This window comes from Synechocystis sp. CACIAM 05 (genome assembly GCF_010222815.1).
Classification (GTDB): domain Bacteria; phylum Cyanobacteriota; class Cyanobacteriia; order Cyanobacteriales; family Microcystaceae; genus Synechocystis.
In genome coordinates, this window is record NZ_CP019225.1 from 1710404 (window position 1) to 1727702 (window position 17299).

A 17299-nucleotide genomic window follows, 5' to 3' on the forward strand; every position below is an offset into this window, starting at 1 on the left:
ACGATTAGTGATCTCTGTATTTAATGCAATAAATCTTATCAAAAAGTGGTTAAAAGTATTTCCATTTGTTCATGTTTTGGATGAGTTAACTAAACTTTACAACAAGGTTGATAAGCTAGATCGATTAAAGTATTTGCTAAATTCATGGAATACATTCTATTCTTCTTCTGCCTAGATTGATGAAAGAGGGATATGTCTTTGTTAATATCCGACTCTTCCGGTAAGATTTCCAAGTTAATATTTTCGTAAATTTCGTTAACAGAGCAGTCAAATTCCAGACTGGGAACATGAAAAATTTCATCACTGCCATAGTCACAATAAACCCAGATATCAGCAGTTTGTCGCTGGTAAACTTCGACCAAAATTTGGTCAGTATTGATTAATAAATATTCTTGCAAATTGGGGATTTGTCGATAGTATCTCAACTTGCGGGAGCGGTCATAGTTGGCAGTGCTGGGGGAAAGTACTTCAATGATCACCTTCGGATGTTGAATCCATTGGGTAGCGCTGAGATCCTGGGGATGACAACTAATTACTAAATCGGGATAAAAGTAACGATCGCCTCCTTTAGCCTGAACTTTGACATCGGACATATTGAGCCGGCAACCCCGACTTTTAATGTGGGGTAATAGAACACCCAGCAAATTAATACCCAAATCATCGTGGGGAATACTGCTACCAGTCATAGCTAGGATTTCCCCGTCAATGTACTCGTGGCAGATTTCCTGTTTCGCTTCCCAGGCTAGATATTCCTCTGGGGTCAATGGGGTCGGTCGGAGGTCGGGCGAAGCAATCATGGTTAATTTGCCGCCAATTTGGCGATCGCCATTAGGTTGATCAACAATCACATTTAGATTTTAAATTAAAGACAAGTTTTCCAAAATCGACCGAATATCGCCGTAAACCTGTGGGAAAATCCCTTCAATCATATTTTTAATCCCCCGCCCCTATGAAACGCCGTCAACTCCTTGGCCAATCGGCGATCGCCGCTGGAACTGCTGCTGGTTTAGTTGCCTGTGGCAAGGCCACCACCTCCAATAATCAAGCCACCGCTGGAGGAGAACTACCAAATATTCGTTGGCGCATGGTCACCAGTTGGCCCAAATCCCTCGACACTCTTTTTGGGGGCGCTGAGGACTTCTGCAAGGCGATCGCCGCCATGACCGGGGGCAAATTCCAGATTACGCCCTACGCCGCTGGGGAAATTGTGCCGGGGTTAGAGGTGCTAGACGCAGTACAAAATGGCACTGTTGAATGTGGCCACACTGCCAGTTATTACTACATCGGGAAAAATCCGGCCCTGGGTTTTGCCTGCGTGATGCCCTTTGGTTTGACGGCCCAACAACAAAATGCATGGCTCTATGCCGGGGGGGGGTTGGAAATGATCCAAAAAGTTTACAGCGACTTTAATATCATTAACTTCACCGCCGGTAACACCGGGGCTCAGATGGCTGGTTGGTTTAAAAAGCCAGTGGAATCCCTAGCGGATTTGCGGGGTTTAAAAATGCGGATTCCCGGCTTGGGAGGGCAGGTAATGGCTCAACTAGGGGTCAACGTCCAGGTGATTCCTGGGGGAGAACTATTCCTAGCTCTAGACCGGGGCACCATTGACGCAGCGGAATGGGTAGGGCCCTACGACGACGAAAAGTTAGGGCTAAATAAGGCGGCCAAATACTATTACTATCCCGGTTGGTGGGAGCCAGGCCCCAGCTTGGACGTATTGGTAAACCAAAGCCAATGGGCGAAATTGCCGCCGGAATACCAAGCTATTTTCCAGGAAGCGGCCCGTAGTGCCAATCTATTGATGCTATCCCGTTATGAAACTTTTAATAGCATTGCCCTGAAAACATTACTGGATGGAGGCACAATTCTGAAATCCTTTTCTCCAGAAATTTTAACAGTAGCCCAGGAAACTTCCCGAGCATTGCTAGCAGAATTTGCCAGTAAAGATGCCCAATTTAAGGAAATTTATCAACAATGGCAAACATTCCGCAGTCAAATGTTTAGTTGGAATGCAATCAATGAACTTAGCTATACTAAATTCGTCGAAAAAGCTCCCTAACCGAGGCAAAATCTTTGGAAATTGCCTTCTGCTAGGAAAGCCGTAATTTCTGCTTCTGAAAGGGGATGACTAAACCAATAACCTTGCATTTCTCGGCAACCTAAATCGTAGAGACAACGAGCTTGGGGCTCCTCCTCTATACCTTCAGCAATAATGTTTAAATTAAAACCATTGCCCAACAGCAGCATGGCCTGAATAATGGCAGCATCCTTGGGGGTGTGGAGGATATCTTTAGTAAAGGAACGATCAATTTTCAGGGTATTGAAAGGAAAGGTTTTAAGATAGGAAAGGGAAGAATAGCCAGTGCCAAAATCATCCATAGAAAGCCGAATACCGTGGGATTGCAGAGCATTGAGAAGATTTTGGGTAGCTGTGACGTTCTGCATGACAATATTTTCGGTAATTTCCACCTCAAGGCGATGGGGAGGGAGGGAAGACTCTGCCAAAATGCGTAAAATTGTTGGCAACAAATCCGGAGCTTGGAACTGTTGGGGAGACAGATTAATGGCAATGCGAAAATCATCGTCTACCGCCGGAGCCCAATGGTGGAAATGTTGAAAAGCCGTACGCATAATCCATTCGCCCACGGGAATAATTAAGCCAGTGGTTTCCAGCAAACCAATGAATAATCCTGGGGATACTAAACCGTGAATGGGATGTTGCCAACGGATCAAAGCTTCCACTCCACAAAGGCGACCGGATTGCACATCAATAATCGGTTGGTAATAAAGCAAGAATTCATCCCTTTCCAAAGCCTGGTGTAGGGCATGCTCCAATTGAATTCTTTCTAAATGGTCACTATTCATGGACTCTTCATAGAAGCAGTATTGCCGACTGCCGATGTCCTTAACTTCGTTTAATGCTATTCCCACTCGGTTCAGCAAAATTTCCACGTTATCACCATGGTTGGGATAACAGGCAATGCCCGCATAGCCCTGGAGGTAAAGGGGATTATTAGCAATGAAAAATGGTCTTTTTAGCACTGCCAACAGTCGTCGCACAAAAACTTCAATTTCGTCGAGGTTACGGCAGGATTGAATTAATAATATAAAGGTATCTCCACGCCACCGGCAAAGTAAGTCTTCTAATCTCACATGGGCGGATAATCTTTCCGTGATAATTTTGAGTACTTCATCGGCGACGCTGTGCCCCAGCAAGTCATTTAAAGATTGCAGTTCTCGGAAACCTAAAAGCACTAAACCTAAAACACTGCTTTGATTCTGAACGTTACTTAGGACTTTACCCAATTCTTGCTTGAACAAAAAGCGATTGGGCAGGTCCGTTAGGGGATCATAAAAAGCTTGGTAATGAATTGATTGCTCAATTACTTTACGCTCTGTGATATCGAAAATGTAACTACGTATAAACTGACTTTCGGCGGGATAGTGAATATGTTGCTCATAAAATTTATCTCCTATTTGTACCTCTCTAGTGCGGAGATAGTAAATGGGAGTATCTTCCCTTTGGGGAATAATATCTTTGAGTAGGGGATGGGCCATGGAATCTTTCTGAATGGAGGGAAACTTTTCCTTAGTAGCTGTGTTCAGATAGGTCAAGTTGCCGAAGTAATCGATCTCCACCATGGGGTAGGGACTATATTCAATACAGGCGGCCAGTTTAGATAGCTTTTCATGGCTCAGTTGGGATAAGTCATCCTCGTGGCCAATCAGAGTGATGTCCCATTGTTCCTGGGGAAAATGCTCTGATAGATCTGGGGTTAACCGCTGGCGATCGCCGCCGCCGGAGATAGTATCTTTGGGGTCGGTGGGGATGGCCTGATAGAAAATTTGAATATCTTCCGATAGGGCGATGACGTCTCCATGCACCAACTCATAATCTAGATGGGATTCACCGTTAACCCACACTCCATTACGACTGCGATGACCTTCTAAATCTCCATCAATGATGTGGAAGGAGATATCTAAATTAGGATTAATTTTTTTGATTAGGGTGGCGTGGCGACGGGAAATTTGGGGAGAAGGAATAACAATGGTGTTGCTCGGATGACGGCCAATGGAATAACAAGAATTTTGTAAACGAATGACCTTTTTAAACGAGGGTGAATCAACGACCAATTGATAAAGCATAGGAGCGTTACAGGAAAAAAGCTGAGCCTGAAGAAAAATAGTTTTAGAGAGTGGCTATTGTCGCGACTAGGGAACAATTATTGATCACCACTCCAACCAGTTACCACTGAGAGGAAATAAATAATAGAACAATCTGATTTGTATCCGTTGATGCCATCATTTAGATTCCCCAACTAATAGTAGCCCACACAATAATTATTCAGCCACTATATTCTTTGTCCTATTATTGTCAAGCTAGGACAAACTTTTAGAAAAAATCTGGGTTTTCATTCGGTTTTCCGATCCTAAAGGGGGCTACCAAACCATGGTAAATTCTGGGGAAAGTTGATTCACGTATAAAACCTATGCCATTCACCATTGACTCTGCCCGCGGGATTTTCCCTAACACCCTAGCGGCCGACGTTGTACCCGCTACCATCGCCCGTTTTAGCCAACTCAATGCCGAAGATCAATTAGCTCTGATTTGGTTTGCTTACCTAGAAATGGGTAAAACCCTTACGATCGCCGCCCCTGGGGCCGCCAGCATGCAACTGGCCGAAAATGCCCTCAAGGAAATTCAAGCCATGGGGCCCCTCCAACAAACCCAGGCCATGTGTGACTTGGCCAACCGAGCTGACACTCCCCTGTGCCGCACCTACGCCAGTTGGTCCCCCAACATTAAACTTGGCTTCTGGTACCGTTTAGGCGAATTGATGGAGCAGGGCTTTGTCGCCCCCATTCCTGCTGGTTACCAACTTTCTGCCAATGCCAATGCAGTGCTAGCTACAATCCAAGGCCTAGAATCCGGTCAACAAATTACCGTATTGCGTAATGCCGTGGTGGACATGGGCTTCACCGCTGGTAAGGACGGCAAACGCATCGCTGAGCCCGTAGTTCCTCCCCAAGATACCGCCAGCCGCACTAAAGTTTCCATTGAAGGGGTGACCAATGCCACTGTCCTCAACTACATGGACAATCTCAATGCCAATGACTTCGACACCTTAATTGAATTGTTTACCCCCGACGGTGCCCTCCAACCGCCCTTCCAACGGCCCATTGTCGGTAAAGAAAATGTGCTCCGCTTTTTCCGGGAAGAGTGCCAAAACCTGAAATTGATCCCGGAACGGGGGGTTACTGAACCCGCTGAAGATGGTTTCACCCAAATTAAAGTTACCGGTAAGGTTCAAACCCCTTGGTTTGGTGGCAACGTGGGCATGAATATCGCCTGGCGCTTCCTCCTCAACCCCGAGGGTAAAATTTTCTTTGTGGCGATCGACCTCCTTGCTTCCCCCAAAGAATTACTCAACTTTGCTCGCTAGAATAACTCCCTTCAGAGTTTTGTCTTTGCCATAGTCGGTCGGACAAGCAGCCAAAATACTAATAACTGTGGGCTTCTCGTTGCAGAGCAGGCTCACTTTTTTTATTATGGTAATGATAATTACAAATCAATATCATAAGTTAATGTTACAAACCGCCGAAGCACCTTGGTCCCAAGCTGAAACCCAGTCTGCCCATGCCCTGTTCCGCAAGGCCTACCAAAGAGAATTGGATGGACTGTTGGCAACGGTGCAAGCCCAAGCTTCCCAAATTACGCAGATCGATGATCTTTGGAAACTCCATGATTTTTTGAGTGCAAAACGCCACGAAATCGATGGCAAATACGACGATCGCCAGTCGGTGATTATTTTTGTTTTTGCCCAACTGCTCAAGGAAGGTCTGGTGCAAGCGGAGGAATTGACTTTTTTAGCCGCCGATAAGCAATCTAAAATCAAGGCCCTGGCCCGGCTGTGATTCTAGTAAATATCTAAAACTCCACAACTATGTTCCTGGGGGGAAATGGAATTCATCTGTTAGTCATTTCTCCGCTGCCTTGCTTGCTGTAGGTGTACACTGTTTGGGGCTGCCATTGGTCTAGGGCGTCGGCGGTGAGGTCGGCAAAGGGTAAATTTTCCCGGTCCAGACTGACTTGGAGAGTTTCCATGGGGTCTTTCCCTTGGGCGATGAGGAATGCTAGAGCCTGTAGGTCTGGCCATTGTTTGAGCTGTACGAGAAAATCCTTTACCAAAGCGGGGTAGGGAGAATGGTCATGCTTTTGCCAAGGCTGGCCCGATGGTAAGTTTTGGTCTAGGCCGACGTGGAAAATTAGGCTATTTTTGCCAAATAGGGCGATCGCCACGGGGCGGTTGTCTTCATGGACCATGAGGGGGGTTCCCTGTAACAGGGCCCGGATTCTTTCCAATTTTTCGTACCGTTGTTGGGCCGAAGCAACGTTGGGAGTAAATTTAATGGCGATCGCCAGCAGATAGTTTTTGACTAACCAATGCCCTAGTTTTTCTGCTTTGGTGGTCAGGTAATGGGAGTTATAGTCGTTGGCCTCAATTAACAGGGGCACCCGTTCGACAATTTCTAGACCGTAGCCTTTCAGTCCGGCAATTTTACGGGGATTATTGGTGATTAGGCGGATTTGTTTTACCCCTAAATCGTTGAGCATTTGCGCCCCCATGCCGTAGTCCCGCAGATCCGCCGGAAAACCTAATCTTTCATTCGCTTCCACGGTGTCATAGCCCAAATCCTGTAGGGAATAGGCCTTGAGCTTATTAACCAAACCAATGCCTCGACCTTCCTGGCGCAGATAAACCACCACCCCCAAACCATGGTTTTCCAGCATTTTGAGGGCCGCCTGGAGTTGCATGCGGCAATCACAACGGAGAGAACCCAGGGCATCCCCCGTTAAACATTCTGAATGCATCCGCACCATCACCGGCTGTTGACCAAATTCACTAGGATCGCCCTTCACAATGGCAATGTGTTCTGTTTTGTCTAGCAAATTGCGGTAGGCATAGAGCTTAAATTCGCCAAACTGGCTGGGAAATTCACAGATGGTTTCCCGTTGCACAAAGCGGTCGTGTTGGAGTCGGTAACTGATTAAATCGGCAATGCTGATCAGTTTGAGGTCATATTTGCGGGCATATTCCACCAGTTCTGGCAGCCGGGCCATGGAGCCATCGGCATTTTGAATTTCGCAAATTACCCCCGCTGGATAGAGTCCTGCTAGGCGAGAAAGATCCACTGCCGCCTCGGTGTGACCGGCCCGTTTCAGTACTCCCCCAGTTTTGGCCCGCAGAGGGAAAATATGGCCAGGTCGGGAAAGGTCCTCCGGGCGGGTGACGGGGTTAATGGCAATCTGGATCGTCCGGGCCCGGTCTTCGGCGGAAATCCCTGTGGTTACGCCCAAATGGGGGGCTGCATCAATGCTGACGGTGAAAGCGGTTTGGTTGCTGTCGGTGTTTTTACTGACCATCAAGGGCAGATCCAATTCGTCCAGGCGATCGCCAGTCATGGCTAGGCAAATCAAGCCCCGGGCTTCCACTGCCATAAAGTTAACTAGAGCAGGGGTGGCAAATTGGGCCGCACAGATTAAATCCCCTTCATTTTCTCGATTTTCGTCGTCCACCACCACCACGGCCTTGCCCGCTTTAATGTCAGCTAGGGCCGCATCAATGGCATCAAACATCGGTAAATCGGACGGGACATGGGGGACAGAAACGTTCAAGGTGCAGAAAAGGAAAAAGTTAAAACTTAAGGAGCTGGAGGAAAATTGACAACGATGGTCGCAGAAGATTGACTGTTGCAACAATGCAGCTCTGTTAACTATTTTAAAGCTTTTCTGGGAAGGCTTTGGTTTCTTCGCCGTAGGGGATGAATTTCTCTAAAAAAGGGAAACTTATTCTGCCATGGCTAGAGTCCTATGATGGAAAGCGCCCTGGTTCCGCTGGCCCCCATCCATGATTGACCGCGAATTTTTGCTTGACCCCAATTCCCACTCCCCATCCGACCTTTCCTCGGCTAAAAGTCGCCCCTGGTTAGCTTCCCCCTGGCCCTGGACCGTGGCGATCGCCGTTTTATTGGGCTGGGGAGGCGTGGCCCTGTGGCAGTCCCCTTGGTCGAAGCTAAAACTACCTTCTTTCTCCAGTTCGGTGGAAATCGCCCCTCTAGTGATGGAAGGGGGGGATCCCTATCTGCGGGCCTTGATGCGGACCATCAGTGCTAGTGAAGCCAATACGCCCCAACCCTATAACGTTATTTATGGGGGACAGCATGTCCAGGACTTGAGCGAACATCCCAACCGTTGCGTCAAAATTTTTATGGGGCCGAATCGGGGCAATTGCAGTACTGCCTCTGGGCGTTACCAGTTTTTGAATACCACCTGGGCTGAAAAAGCGGGTAAATATCATCCCCAGCCCCAGAAATTTTTGCTCTGGAAAAATTATAGCTTTGAGCCGGAGTACCAGGACCAAGTGCTTTACCGTTGGCTAGCTGATACCAAAGCCTGGGGAATGGATATTGGGTCTCAATTACGGGCGGGCAATCTAGACCAGGTTTTGCGCCATCTTTCCCCCACTTGGACTAGTTTGGGCTACGGCATTGAGGACAATGTGATGACCGGACGTTTACCGGAACTTTATCAAAAGTTGTTGCAAGAAGAATTGCTTTTGGCCCACCATCACCAGGATTGAAGGGATTTAGCAAAAGCAGGGAATCTTTTCCTAGTTCCCCCCTTGGCCAAGGACCGCAGCGTGCCTGACTGGAATTTGTCTCGCTTCTAAAAACGCTTTCAACTCCCCAATGGTGAGTTGGCCATAGTGCAACAGGGAAGCCAACAGGGCCGCTTCAGCCTTACCTTCCGTGAATGCTTCGTACACGTGCTGACAATTGCCCGCTCCCCCGGAAGCAATCACCGGGATTTCCACCTGTTCGGCGATCGCCGCTGTGAGGGCTAGATCGTAACCTGCTTGGGTACCATCCCCGTCCATACTGGTGACCAACAATTCCCCCGCTCCCCGTTGGGCCACTTCCTTCGCCCAGGCGATCGCATCTAGGCCGGTGTTTTCCCGCCCCCCACGCACATACACATCCCAGCCGGGATTATCCGCATCTAACCGACGACGGGCATCGATCGCCACCACAATGCATTGCCGCCCAAAACGGTCACTAGCTCGACTAATAAAGTCCGGGTCCCGCACAGCAGAGGAATTAACACTCACCTTATCTGCCCCAGCCCGGAGCAGATTTTTAATATGTTCCAACGTAGAAATGCCGCCCCCTACCGTTAGGGGAATAAACACCTCTTCCGCAGTGCGATAAACCACATCAATAATGGTGTCCCGTTGCTCGTGAGTAGCAGTGATGTCTAAAAACACCAACTCGTCTGCCCCCGCTTCGTTATAGGCCCGGGCCAACTCCACCGGATCCCCGGCATCTTGGAGATCAACAAAGTTTATGCCCTTGACCACCCGCCCTGCATTGACATCTAAACAAGGCAAAATCCGTTTTGCTAAGGTCATAATTTTATTGCAAATATTTCAAACAAAAATTGTGGTCAATGTGAATTAAACGAAGCAACTAAAACATTCGAACCCGGCAATTTGTCTGTACTATCCCAAAGATTAAGCTCGAATGGGGCGGTGAAGTTCCATTTCCCCATCCAAGTCCCTTGGCCGACAAATACATTTTCCCAGCAACTTAGTTGAGGGGAAGGTTTTCTGTTGACTATTGATTTAGAAACCAAACCTAGGCAAAGGAATGGGCACAGGCAAACTGGGGATAGGGGGAGAATAGCTCACTCCGCCGGTGGAACAACTCAGCCCGGGCAAAAGGTTGGAGCACATACTCTGCAAAGCGCCATCCGGGGTGATCGGAATGCTAAAGCCGTTGAATAAACTACCACTCAAAAGGGCGACTAACTCCTCCGGAGTCATGGGAATCACAGAACCGAGGATGCCCTCCAAAACACTGACCTTTTCCCCCGCTTTAACCCGAGTTCTTTGCTGTGGATTTTCCGGATCACTAACCAACACCGCCCCCTCCAGAACCTTAATTTCCCCAGATTGACCTTCATTCCTTTCCATGACATACACTGTGCCAGTCACCGCCACACTGACCCCCGCCATACAACCGTTGACAGGACCACTGGCCAAAAGTTGTCCCCGTTCCAACTCTACGCATTGACCAACAATTACGCTGGCATTTTCGCTCAATCTTCCTGCCGCCCCATTGTTGAACAATATTCCGGCCCTAGCTTTTTTGGTCACTATCTCCTGGCCAAATTCCGCTTGGTCATCCACTTTTGCCTGGATTTCTTCGATGTAAACCTGGGGACCGTCAATGATTTCCTGCACCACTGCTTGGCTGATTTGGGCTTGGCTGGGGGCCACGGCCCATCCCAAGGCGAGTAACGGCGCAGAAGTACCGAGAGCAGTTAGTTTAAGAAATTTTGATTTGGGCAAGCTGGGGGGGGTAATCATGGCATGGCACCGGAAAAGGATCAGTAGGGGGACGTAAAATCGTTTAAGGGATGGGAAAGTCGTTTTTTCTCTGGGAATAAACGACACAGGCAAATTTTTCGCTTCTATCTTAGCCGTTTATCAACGCATTTTATTGGAGAAAAAGTGGTCATGGTAGTGCGTTTTTTGTTCAACCTAGCCTTTACCTCTGTGGTCACAGTTTGTGTTTTTGGGGGCGGGGAATGGATCCACATATCTTTGGCCCAGTCTCGCCCAGAAGCTATCTTGAACCGAGAAAGTAAAACTAAGATCACCACTGCTCAGCAATATTTTAATCAGGGTCTCAAGCATTATCAGCAGGGTAACCTAACAGATTTTCAAGCGGCCCAAAGTTCCTGGGAAGAGGCCTTGGCCCTCTGGCGGCAGGAAAATAATTTACCCCAGATAGCGGTCACGTTAAATTTTCTTTGTTTGGTTCAGCGTCAGTTGGCTCCCCCGACAAAGGCCTTGGCCTGTTACCAAGAGTTATTAACCACCGCCCAAGCCTTGAAAGATACCCAAACGGAGGCTAATGGTCTGGTGGCGATCGCCCAATTGCAATTACAACAGGGTAACTACCAGGAGGCATTTGAAAGCTTGGAAAAGTCCTTACCCCTTTGGCAACAAGCCAACTTTAAAACGGGGGAGGTGATTAGTCAGAATGAGTTGGGGCAAATGTATTTGACTTTGGGGGCAACAACTCAGGCCGAGTATTTTTACAACAAAGCTTTGGCCCAGGCCCAATCCTTGGGGAACCGGGGTAATATCGCTGGCATTGAACATAATTTGGCCCAGGTGAAATTAGCCAGTGGAGATCTAAAAGGCGCTTTAGCCCTGGAAGAAAGTGCTTTCCAACATTGGCAAGGTTTGATCCATGACCTTGGCGATCGGGTCACACCGGATCTTGTGCGGGGCCAGGCGGCAGGATTAAATAACCTCGCTTTTATGCAGGTGCAAAATAAGCAATTAAATTTAGCCCAAGAAAATTACCAAAAAGCATTAATAATCTGGCAACAGTTGGGGGATAAAAACGGCGAGGCTAGCAGCTTAAATAATTTGGGTTACCTGGCTTTTTTGCAGGGGGATGTACCCACAGCGATCAATTATTATCAACGGGCTTTAATACTACGACAAACCACTGGCGATCGCCTGAAGGAAAGCTTAACTCGCTATTGGTTAGCGGTGGCTTGGAAGCAACAGGGAGAAGTACCGCAGGCCATGGCAGAAATTGAACAGGCCATTTATTTACTGGAAAATCTACGACAAGCCATTGGCAACGACGATCTAAGGGCTAGCTTTTTAGCTTCTAAACAGGATTATTATCAGTTTTATATTGACCTGTTAATGGAACAGCATCAACGGCAACCCAATCAAGGCTGGGATGGAAAAGCTTTGGTGGTTAGTGAATCCGCTAAAGCTCGATCTTTGTTGGATATTTTGGCCCAAACTCCAGGAAAAATCACCAAGGGAATTTCTTCTCAGTTATTAAACGAAAAAGAAACCATTGAACAGCAACTCAATACCCTCCAGGAAAAGAAAATTAAGTTATATAGTTCTAATTATGATCCACAAAAACAAGGGGAATTGGACCAGGCCATAACAGATCTATTGCAACGGTATGACCGAGTTTTAGGGCAAATTGAGCGACAAAATCCCGACTATAGCGCCCTTACCCGCCCCCGACCATTGGACTTACCCCAAATCCAAGCCCTGTTGGACAATGAAACCCTATTGTTGGAATACGCCCTGGGCAAAGAGCGCAGTTATCTCTGGGTGGTAAGTGAATCTAGCCTGCGGAGTTACGTACTTCCCGGCGCTGACCAGTTGGACGAGGCCATTAAGACCTTTCGCCAATCCTTTTTGGAGCCTACCCAGCGGATTCGTCGCCCCCTGGCCATTAATCAAGGGGCCCAGTTATATAGTCAGTTAATCCCAGATCCGGCAATGATTGCAGGAAAAAGATTGCTGATTGTGCCCGACGGCGTGTTGCAATATCTGCCCTTTGGAGCCTTGGTGACGGACAATCCTCCTGGCCAGCCCCCCACCTATTTAACCGATCGCCACGAATTGGTTACCATGCCGTCTGCTTCCACCCTAGGCATTCTGCGGCAAAATACAGCCCAAAGGAAACCAGCCCCCAATTTGCTAGCGGTGTTTGCCGATCCAGTATTCACCAGTAATGACGAAAGGTTGGGTACGGCGATCGCCCGTCTTCCGGACAATTTGCCGGTGGATTTGGAACTGTCCGCTAGGGATGCGGGGGTTTATTTTGACCGACTCCCCTACACTGAACAGGAAGCTGAACAATTGGTGGCCCTCTTTCCCCCGGAAGCTAGTTTAAATGAATTAGGCTTTGAAGCCACCAGGGCCCGGGTTTTTGCCGACACCATAGAGCAGTATCGTTTTATTCACTTTGCCACCCACGGCATTCTCAACAGTAAAAATCCTAAACTGTCGGGACTGGTCCTTTCCCTACTCAATCCAGAGGGGGAACCCATCAACGGATTCGTGCGTTTGTACGATATTTTTAACCTTAACCTGCCAGCGGACTTAGTGGTGCTCAGTGCTTGCCAAACAGGACTTGGTCAGGAAATCCGGGGCGAAGGACTAATTGGCCTGACTAGAGGTTTTATGTATGCCGGGGCGGCTAGGGTCGTGGTTAGCCTGTGGAGTGTGGATGACGAAGCCACCGCCCGTTTAATGACGGAGTTTTACCGGGCTTTACTGCAACGGCAAATGCCCCCGGCCGCCGCCTTGCAATGGGCCAAACAAAAATTGAAGGAAGACCCCCGTTTTGCTTCCCCCTATTTTTGGGCCGGTTTCACTCTCCAGGGGGAATGGCAAAATTTACGCCCTACTAATCAGTTGGTCAAGGGAACGTCTCCGGCTTCATCGGTACCGACAAAAAGAATGGGCACATCGCTAAATTGACCCAAACCCACGGAATCAAACAGTTCTACCAATTCCTGCCGTTGTTCCGGCAGACTGGCCACAATCATCAACGTATCTTGCCAAATACCTTGGTTGGCATAGAGATTGGCTTTGCTCAAAGGTTCATTGGTTTCTTCAATTTGCTCTGTTATCTCAACATCTAATTCCTGGCGCACGAGCCCGGCTTCCACCGCACTGCCCACCACTTGGTTGTCAATGGTGCAATTAACGGCAAATGCCCAAGCATATTCCCCGCCTGGTTCTAACCCTACGGTTGTGGGAACGGCGATCGCCAAAATACTTTCCTTACTGGGCACCGCCACGGTTTGGCTATGGATTAATTCCCCGGCCCCATCCACTAGGACAAATTCCCCTTCCACTCCTTTGTTGGCGGGTACATAAACAAACAAACTAGGATTGGCCGTAGCGGTAAACGTGTCTTGGCTGGGGGCCACTATTCTGAGGTTGGTGTTGGCCTGGGTGAAACAACTGCCGCCCCTAGTGCCTCCTCCTCCGGAGCTTTGGGTGGTGCCCCGATCGCCAGCCTGGGGAAATTTCAAGCTAATCAGGGTTTCCCCCGGGATTGGGCTAAAGGATAAATCATCAACGCCAGAGGCAATGGTCTGGGGGGCAGATACGGTAAAGGTTAGGGCAGTGGCTAAAAAAAGCGGCAAGGGATGATTAACCATGGCGAATTTGGGAATTTGAGGAATTATGGTTCCAGCTTAGCCTAGGTCAACCCGGGGTAACGAGGGGATGTTCAGTGGCGGGATTGACCAATAAAAATTCCGTTGGCTGGAGGTTAGGGGGCCTACAGTGAAGTAAGAATTGTCTAAGGACGATAAATCCCCACTTTTGGCACCATTTGGGGGGCAGGGGGCCGATAATTGCGACCAAAACCGTAGTCCCCCAACCACATCAAGCCATGGCGAATATTATCCGTTCCCCCCTCGGCAAAATATTGCCACAGGGAATGGACTGCGGTGAGGGGCACTGTGGACTGGTTCATCAGGGAGGGATCTGGGCGATCGTCCCCCGGCAAGACAAATAATTTCAGATCTGGTTTGGTTACCGTTAGTTCCCCCAATACTTCCAAGCCGTAGGGCCAATAGCTTTTTCCCCCCAACAGCCGCACCACAATTACCTCTGCTTGGCCCAATACCCGATCGCCGTAGTCATCGAGGGAAAAAGACTGTTGCAAATTCAGCAGATTACAAACCCGCAGATCGGGAAAATCCCCGGGCAATCGGGGCCACACCCTGGCGATCGCCTGGATATCAGTGTCGGCGGCGGTTAAAAAAATTAGCGGCGCAGGAGTTTGCTCAACGATAATAACCCCTTCCATGGCCGGGGTCCAACCACCGGGAAGACTAGCAAGACGATGCATAATAGTTGAAAATATATGGAGATAAATCCATGGACTGACAAGGGCTAGATAAATAATTTCCTTAAAAAAATCTTAGATCTTTAAAAATACTTAGATTTTGACGGGTTAGGCAAAAACCTAGGCATGATGGAAATAGAAATCCATGGGGCTTGGTCGTTGAATGCCGCCGCCCAGTCTATGTTCAATTCGGCATGCTACCCGCTTTTTCCCCCATTTTCCGTCGACTCTTACCTGCTGTCACCTTTGAACGCTTGCTCCGTTTTTGGCGTACCCTGGCCCAACAAACAGGAGATGGGGTGCAGTGTTTTGTGGGGGATTTGCCCAGTAGTTTGAAGCCTCCCCCTGGGCCATCGGTGCTGGAGGCAGAGGTTGACCACCGTTTTGCCCTCCTGGTTAGTCCAGGGCAATGGGCCCTGTTGGAAGGAGAACAAATTTCTCCCCACCATTATGCGGTGTCCATCACTTTTGCCCAGGGTATCATCGAAGACTTCATTCACAAGCAAAATTTGCCCGTGGTAGCGGAAGCCATGCCCCACCGGCCAGAGACTCCATCTGGTCCCACCATTGCCGAACAATTGACCCTGGGGCTACTAGAAATTCTCAATAGCGACAGCACCAGCTTTTCCCCAGAGCCTTCTCTCCAGGACAGTTTGCAGGCTAGTCAAGTTAAACTTTTGAGCCAGGTTATTGCCCAAATTCGCCAAAGTTTAGACCTGTCGGAAATCCTCAACAATGCGGTGACGGCGGTGCAAAAATTTCTCTTTGTCGATCGCCTAGTTATTTACCAATTCCATTACAGCCAACCATCCCTAACACCGCTCGAGGAAAATCAAATTCCCGCCCCTAGGCCCCGCCAGCAATATGGAGAGGTGACCTACGAAGCCCGGCGATCGCCAGAAATTGACACCATGTTGGGCATCATGACCGAAAACGATTGTTTTTCCCAGGTCTTCAGCTACGAACAGAAGTATCTTAAGGGCGCCGTGGTGGCGGTCAGCGACATTGAAAATCACTACTCTTCTTCCTACTGTTTAGTCGGGCTGCTGCAACGCTATCAGGTCCGGGCTAAATTAGTTGCTCCCATTATTGTTGAAGGACAACTTTGGGGCTTGTTGATTGCCCACCAGTGTCACCACCCCCGGCAATGGTTGGATAGCGAGAAGAATTTTTTAGGCCAAATCGGCGAACACCTAGCTGTGGCGATCGTCCAGTCCTTGCTGTATAGCGAAGTGCAAAAACAAAAAAATAACTTTGAAAAGCGAGTAATTGAGCGGACCAAAGAGTTGCGGGATACCCTCATGGCGGCCCAGGCAGCTAACCTCCTCAAAAGTCAATTTATCAATAATATTTCCCATGAGTTACGCACTCCTTTGACTAGTATTATTGGGCTTTCTGGTACTTTGTTAAGATGGTTCGACCATCCCGCTTCCCTACCCCCAGCTAAGCAACAATATTACCTGCTAAATATCCAAGAAAATGGTAAAAAACTGCTGGATCAAATTAACAGTATTATTCAATTATCCCAGCTTGAATCTGGCCAAACAGCGCTTAACTGTCAATCTTTTTCCCTGCATACCCTAGCCCAGACAGTGATTCACTCCCTGTTGGGGGTGGCAATTAAACAACAAATTAATTTAGAGCTAGATTACCAAATTAATGTGGGCCAGGACCAATTCTGCGCTGATCAGGAAAGACTTGACCAAATTCTGACCCAATTGCTCAATAATGCGCTGAAATTTACTCCGGCGGAAGGCACAGTTATCCTCCGCATTTGGAAAGAAAGTAACCAGGCTATTTTTCAGGTGGAAGATACGGGCATTGGCATCAATGAACAACAGTTGCCGGTGTTATTTGAAGCTTTTAAAGTGGCGGGGGACAGCTACACTAGCTTCTATGAAACCGGTGGCGTCGGCCTGGCTTTAACCAAGCAGTTGGTGGAACTCCATGGCGGGTATATCGAAGTGGAATCTAGCCCTGGGCAAGGGACAATTTTTACCACTGTAATCCCCCAGCAGAATTTCCCCCCAGCCACCAAGGGACAAGTGCAGGATAAGTTGGATGCGGCCATGCCCTTTAATTCCAGTGTAATTGTCATCGAACAGGATGAGGAAATTGCCACGCTGATTTGTGAATTATTAACTGTGGCTAACTATCAGGTCATTTGGTTAATTGATACTACGAATGCTTTGCAGCAGGTGGAACTGTTACAACCGGGTTTGATTATTGTGGATGGGGATTTTGTCGATGTAACGGAAGTGACCAGGGGTATTAAAAAGTCCCGGCGCATCAGTAAGGTAACGGTTTTTCTGCTGAGTGAGTCCCTATCCTCAGCGGAGTGGCAGGCCTTATCCCAAAAGGGCATTGACGATTACTTGCTCAAACCCCTCCAGCCAGAATTACTTTTACAACGGGTGCAGAGTATCCAGCAGGAACCCCTCCGCTAAATTTTCTACGATTAATGCTCTGACTATAGATTAATGTTTTTTGGAGTTTCTATCCTCGAAATACCGATAAGATATTAAGATTGAGG

The 17299-nt window shown here is 48.3% G+C and carries 13 protein-coding genes; 6 read left to right on the top strand and 7 right to left on the bottom strand.

Translation table 11 applies throughout. The annotated features are described in order from the left end of the window. Positions 1-89: 89 nt before the first annotated feature. Entirely contained in the window at positions 90-848 is a 759-nt protein-coding gene (locus BWK47_RS17055; RefSeq protein WP_237269968.1) for a Uma2 family endonuclease, read from the bottom strand. Between the two features lie 101 nt (positions 849-949). On the opposite strand from BWK47_RS17055, the gene BWK47_RS08200 reads away from it, so the two are divergent. Beyond that, on the top strand, positions 950-2062 hold the full coding sequence (locus BWK47_RS08200; protein WP_010872809.1) for a TRAP transporter substrate-binding protein: 1113 nt from the start codon (positions 950-952) through the stop codon (positions 2060-2062). Here BWK47_RS08200 and BWK47_RS08205 read toward each other — a convergent pair. Next, positions 2059-4149, bottom strand: a complete 2091-nt coding sequence (locus tag BWK47_RS08205; protein ID WP_010872810.1) for an EAL domain-containing protein — start codon at positions 4147-4149, stop codon at positions 2059-2061. The two genes, BWK47_RS08200 and BWK47_RS08205, sit on opposite strands and share 4 nt — an antisense overlap. Positions 4150-4493: 344 nt before the next feature. Between BWK47_RS08205 and BWK47_RS08210 the strand changes: the two genes are divergently transcribed. Then, on the top strand, positions 4494-5447 hold the full coding sequence (locus BWK47_RS08210) for an orange carotenoid-binding protein (protein ID WP_162328270.1): 954 nt from the start codon (positions 4494-4496) through the stop codon (positions 5445-5447). Between the two features lie 142 nt (positions 5448-5589). Then, positions 5590-5919, top strand: coding sequence for a fluorescence recovery protein (locus BWK47_RS08215; protein ID WP_041425821.1), 330 nt, complete (start codon positions 5590-5592; stop codon positions 5917-5919). A gap of 52 nt (positions 5920-5971) precedes the next feature. Here the strand turns inward: BWK47_RS08215 and ribBA are convergent, their stop codons facing one another. Next, complete coding sequence (gene ribBA, locus BWK47_RS08220; RefSeq protein ID WP_162328271.1) at positions 5972-7642, bottom strand: bifunctional 3,4-dihydroxy-2-butanone-4-phosphate synthase/GTP cyclohydrolase II; 1671 nt, start codon at positions 7640-7642, stop codon at positions 5972-5974. A 271-nt stretch (positions 7643-7913) separates the two neighbouring features. Between ribBA and BWK47_RS08225 the strand changes: the two genes are divergently transcribed. Then, entirely contained in the window at positions 7914-8645 is a 732-nt protein-coding gene (locus BWK47_RS08225; protein ID WP_162328272.1) for a glycoside hydrolase family 24 protein, read from the top strand. A 30-nt stretch (positions 8646-8675) separates the two neighbouring features. Here BWK47_RS08225 and hisF read toward each other — a convergent pair whose 3' ends face one another. Next, positions 8676-9473 carry an imidazole glycerol phosphate synthase subunit HisF gene (gene hisF / locus BWK47_RS08230; RefSeq protein WP_162328273.1) on the bottom strand — a complete coding sequence of 266 codons (798 nt, stop codon included), beginning with the start codon at positions 9471-9473 and terminating at the stop codon, positions 8676-8678. 213 nt (positions 9474-9686) lie between these two features. Further along, on the bottom strand, positions 9687-10433 hold the full coding sequence (locus tag BWK47_RS08235) for a FecR domain-containing protein (RefSeq protein ID WP_162328274.1): 747 nt from the start codon (positions 10431-10433) through the stop codon (positions 9687-9689). 150 nt (positions 10434-10583) lie between these two features. Here BWK47_RS08235 and BWK47_RS08240 point away from each other — a divergent pair, with 150 nt between their 5' ends. Next, positions 10584-13382 carry a CHAT domain-containing tetratricopeptide repeat protein gene (locus tag BWK47_RS08240; protein ID WP_237269970.1) on the top strand — a complete coding sequence of 933 codons (2799 nt, stop codon included), beginning with the start codon at positions 10584-10586 and terminating at the stop codon, positions 13380-13382. On the opposite strand, the gene BWK47_RS08245 is transcribed toward BWK47_RS08240, so the two are convergent. Then, the gene (locus BWK47_RS08245) at positions 13313-14071 is read right to left on the bottom strand and encodes a DUF928 domain-containing protein (protein ID WP_162328276.1); all 759 of its coding nucleotides are present in this window, start codon (positions 14069-14071) and stop codon (positions 13313-13315) included. The genes BWK47_RS08240 and BWK47_RS08245 overlap by 70 nt on opposite strands. Before the next feature lie 143 nt (positions 14072-14214). Next, on the bottom strand, positions 14215-14769 hold the full coding sequence (locus BWK47_RS08250; protein WP_162328277.1) for a cobalt chelatase: 555 nt from the start codon (positions 14767-14769) through the stop codon (positions 14215-14217). Positions 14770-14960: 191 nt separating this feature from the next. On the opposite strand from BWK47_RS08250, the gene BWK47_RS08255 reads away from it, so the two are divergent. After that, positions 14961-17213 (top strand): hybrid sensor histidine kinase/response regulator, encoded by a 2253-nt coding sequence (locus BWK47_RS08255; protein ID WP_162328278.1) that lies wholly within the window; start codon positions 14961-14963, stop codon positions 17211-17213. Positions 17214-17299: the final 86 nt, after the last annotated feature.

Coding starts and splice junctions, on each gene's coding strand:
- BWK47_RS08215 (WP_041425821.1), top strand. CDS start 5,590: ATGTTACAAACCGCCGAAGCACCTTGGTCCCAAGCTGAAACCCAGTCT.
- BWK47_RS08205 (WP_010872810.1), bottom strand. CDS start 4,149: ATGCTTTATCAATTGGTCGTTGATTCACCCTCGTTTAAAAAGGTCATT.
- BWK47_RS08250 (WP_162328277.1), bottom strand. CDS start 14,769: ATGCATCGTCTTGCTAGTCTTCCCGGTGGTTGGACCCCGGCCATGGAA.
- BWK47_RS08255 (WP_162328278.1), top strand. CDS start 14,961: ATGCTACCCGCTTTTTCCCCCATTTTCCGTCGACTCTTACCTGCTGTC.
- ribBA (WP_162328271.1), bottom strand. CDS start 7,642: ATGTTTGATGCCATTGATGCGGCCCTAGCTGACATTAAAGCGGGCAAG.
- BWK47_RS08200 (WP_010872809.1), top strand. CDS start 950: ATGAAACGCCGTCAACTCCTTGGCCAATCGGCGATCGCCGCTGGAACT.
- hisF (WP_162328273.1), bottom strand. CDS start 9,473: ATGACCTTAGCAAAACGGATTTTGCCTTGTTTAGATGTCAATGCAGGG.
- BWK47_RS08210 (WP_162328270.1), top strand. CDS start 4,494: ATGCCATTCACCATTGACTCTGCCCGCGGGATTTTCCCTAACACCCTA.
- BWK47_RS08225 (WP_162328272.1), top strand. CDS start 7,914: ATGATTGACCGCGAATTTTTGCTTGACCCCAATTCCCACTCCCCATCC.
- BWK47_RS08245 (WP_162328276.1), bottom strand. CDS start 14,071: ATGGTTAATCATCCCTTGCCGCTTTTTTTAGCCACTGCCCTAACCTTT.
- BWK47_RS08240 (WP_237269970.1), top strand. CDS start 10,584: ATGGTAGTGCGTTTTTTGTTCAACCTAGCCTTTACCTCTGTGGTCACA.
- BWK47_RS08235 (WP_162328274.1), bottom strand. CDS start 10,433: ATGATTACCCCCCCCAGCTTGCCCAAATCAAAATTTCTTAAACTAACT.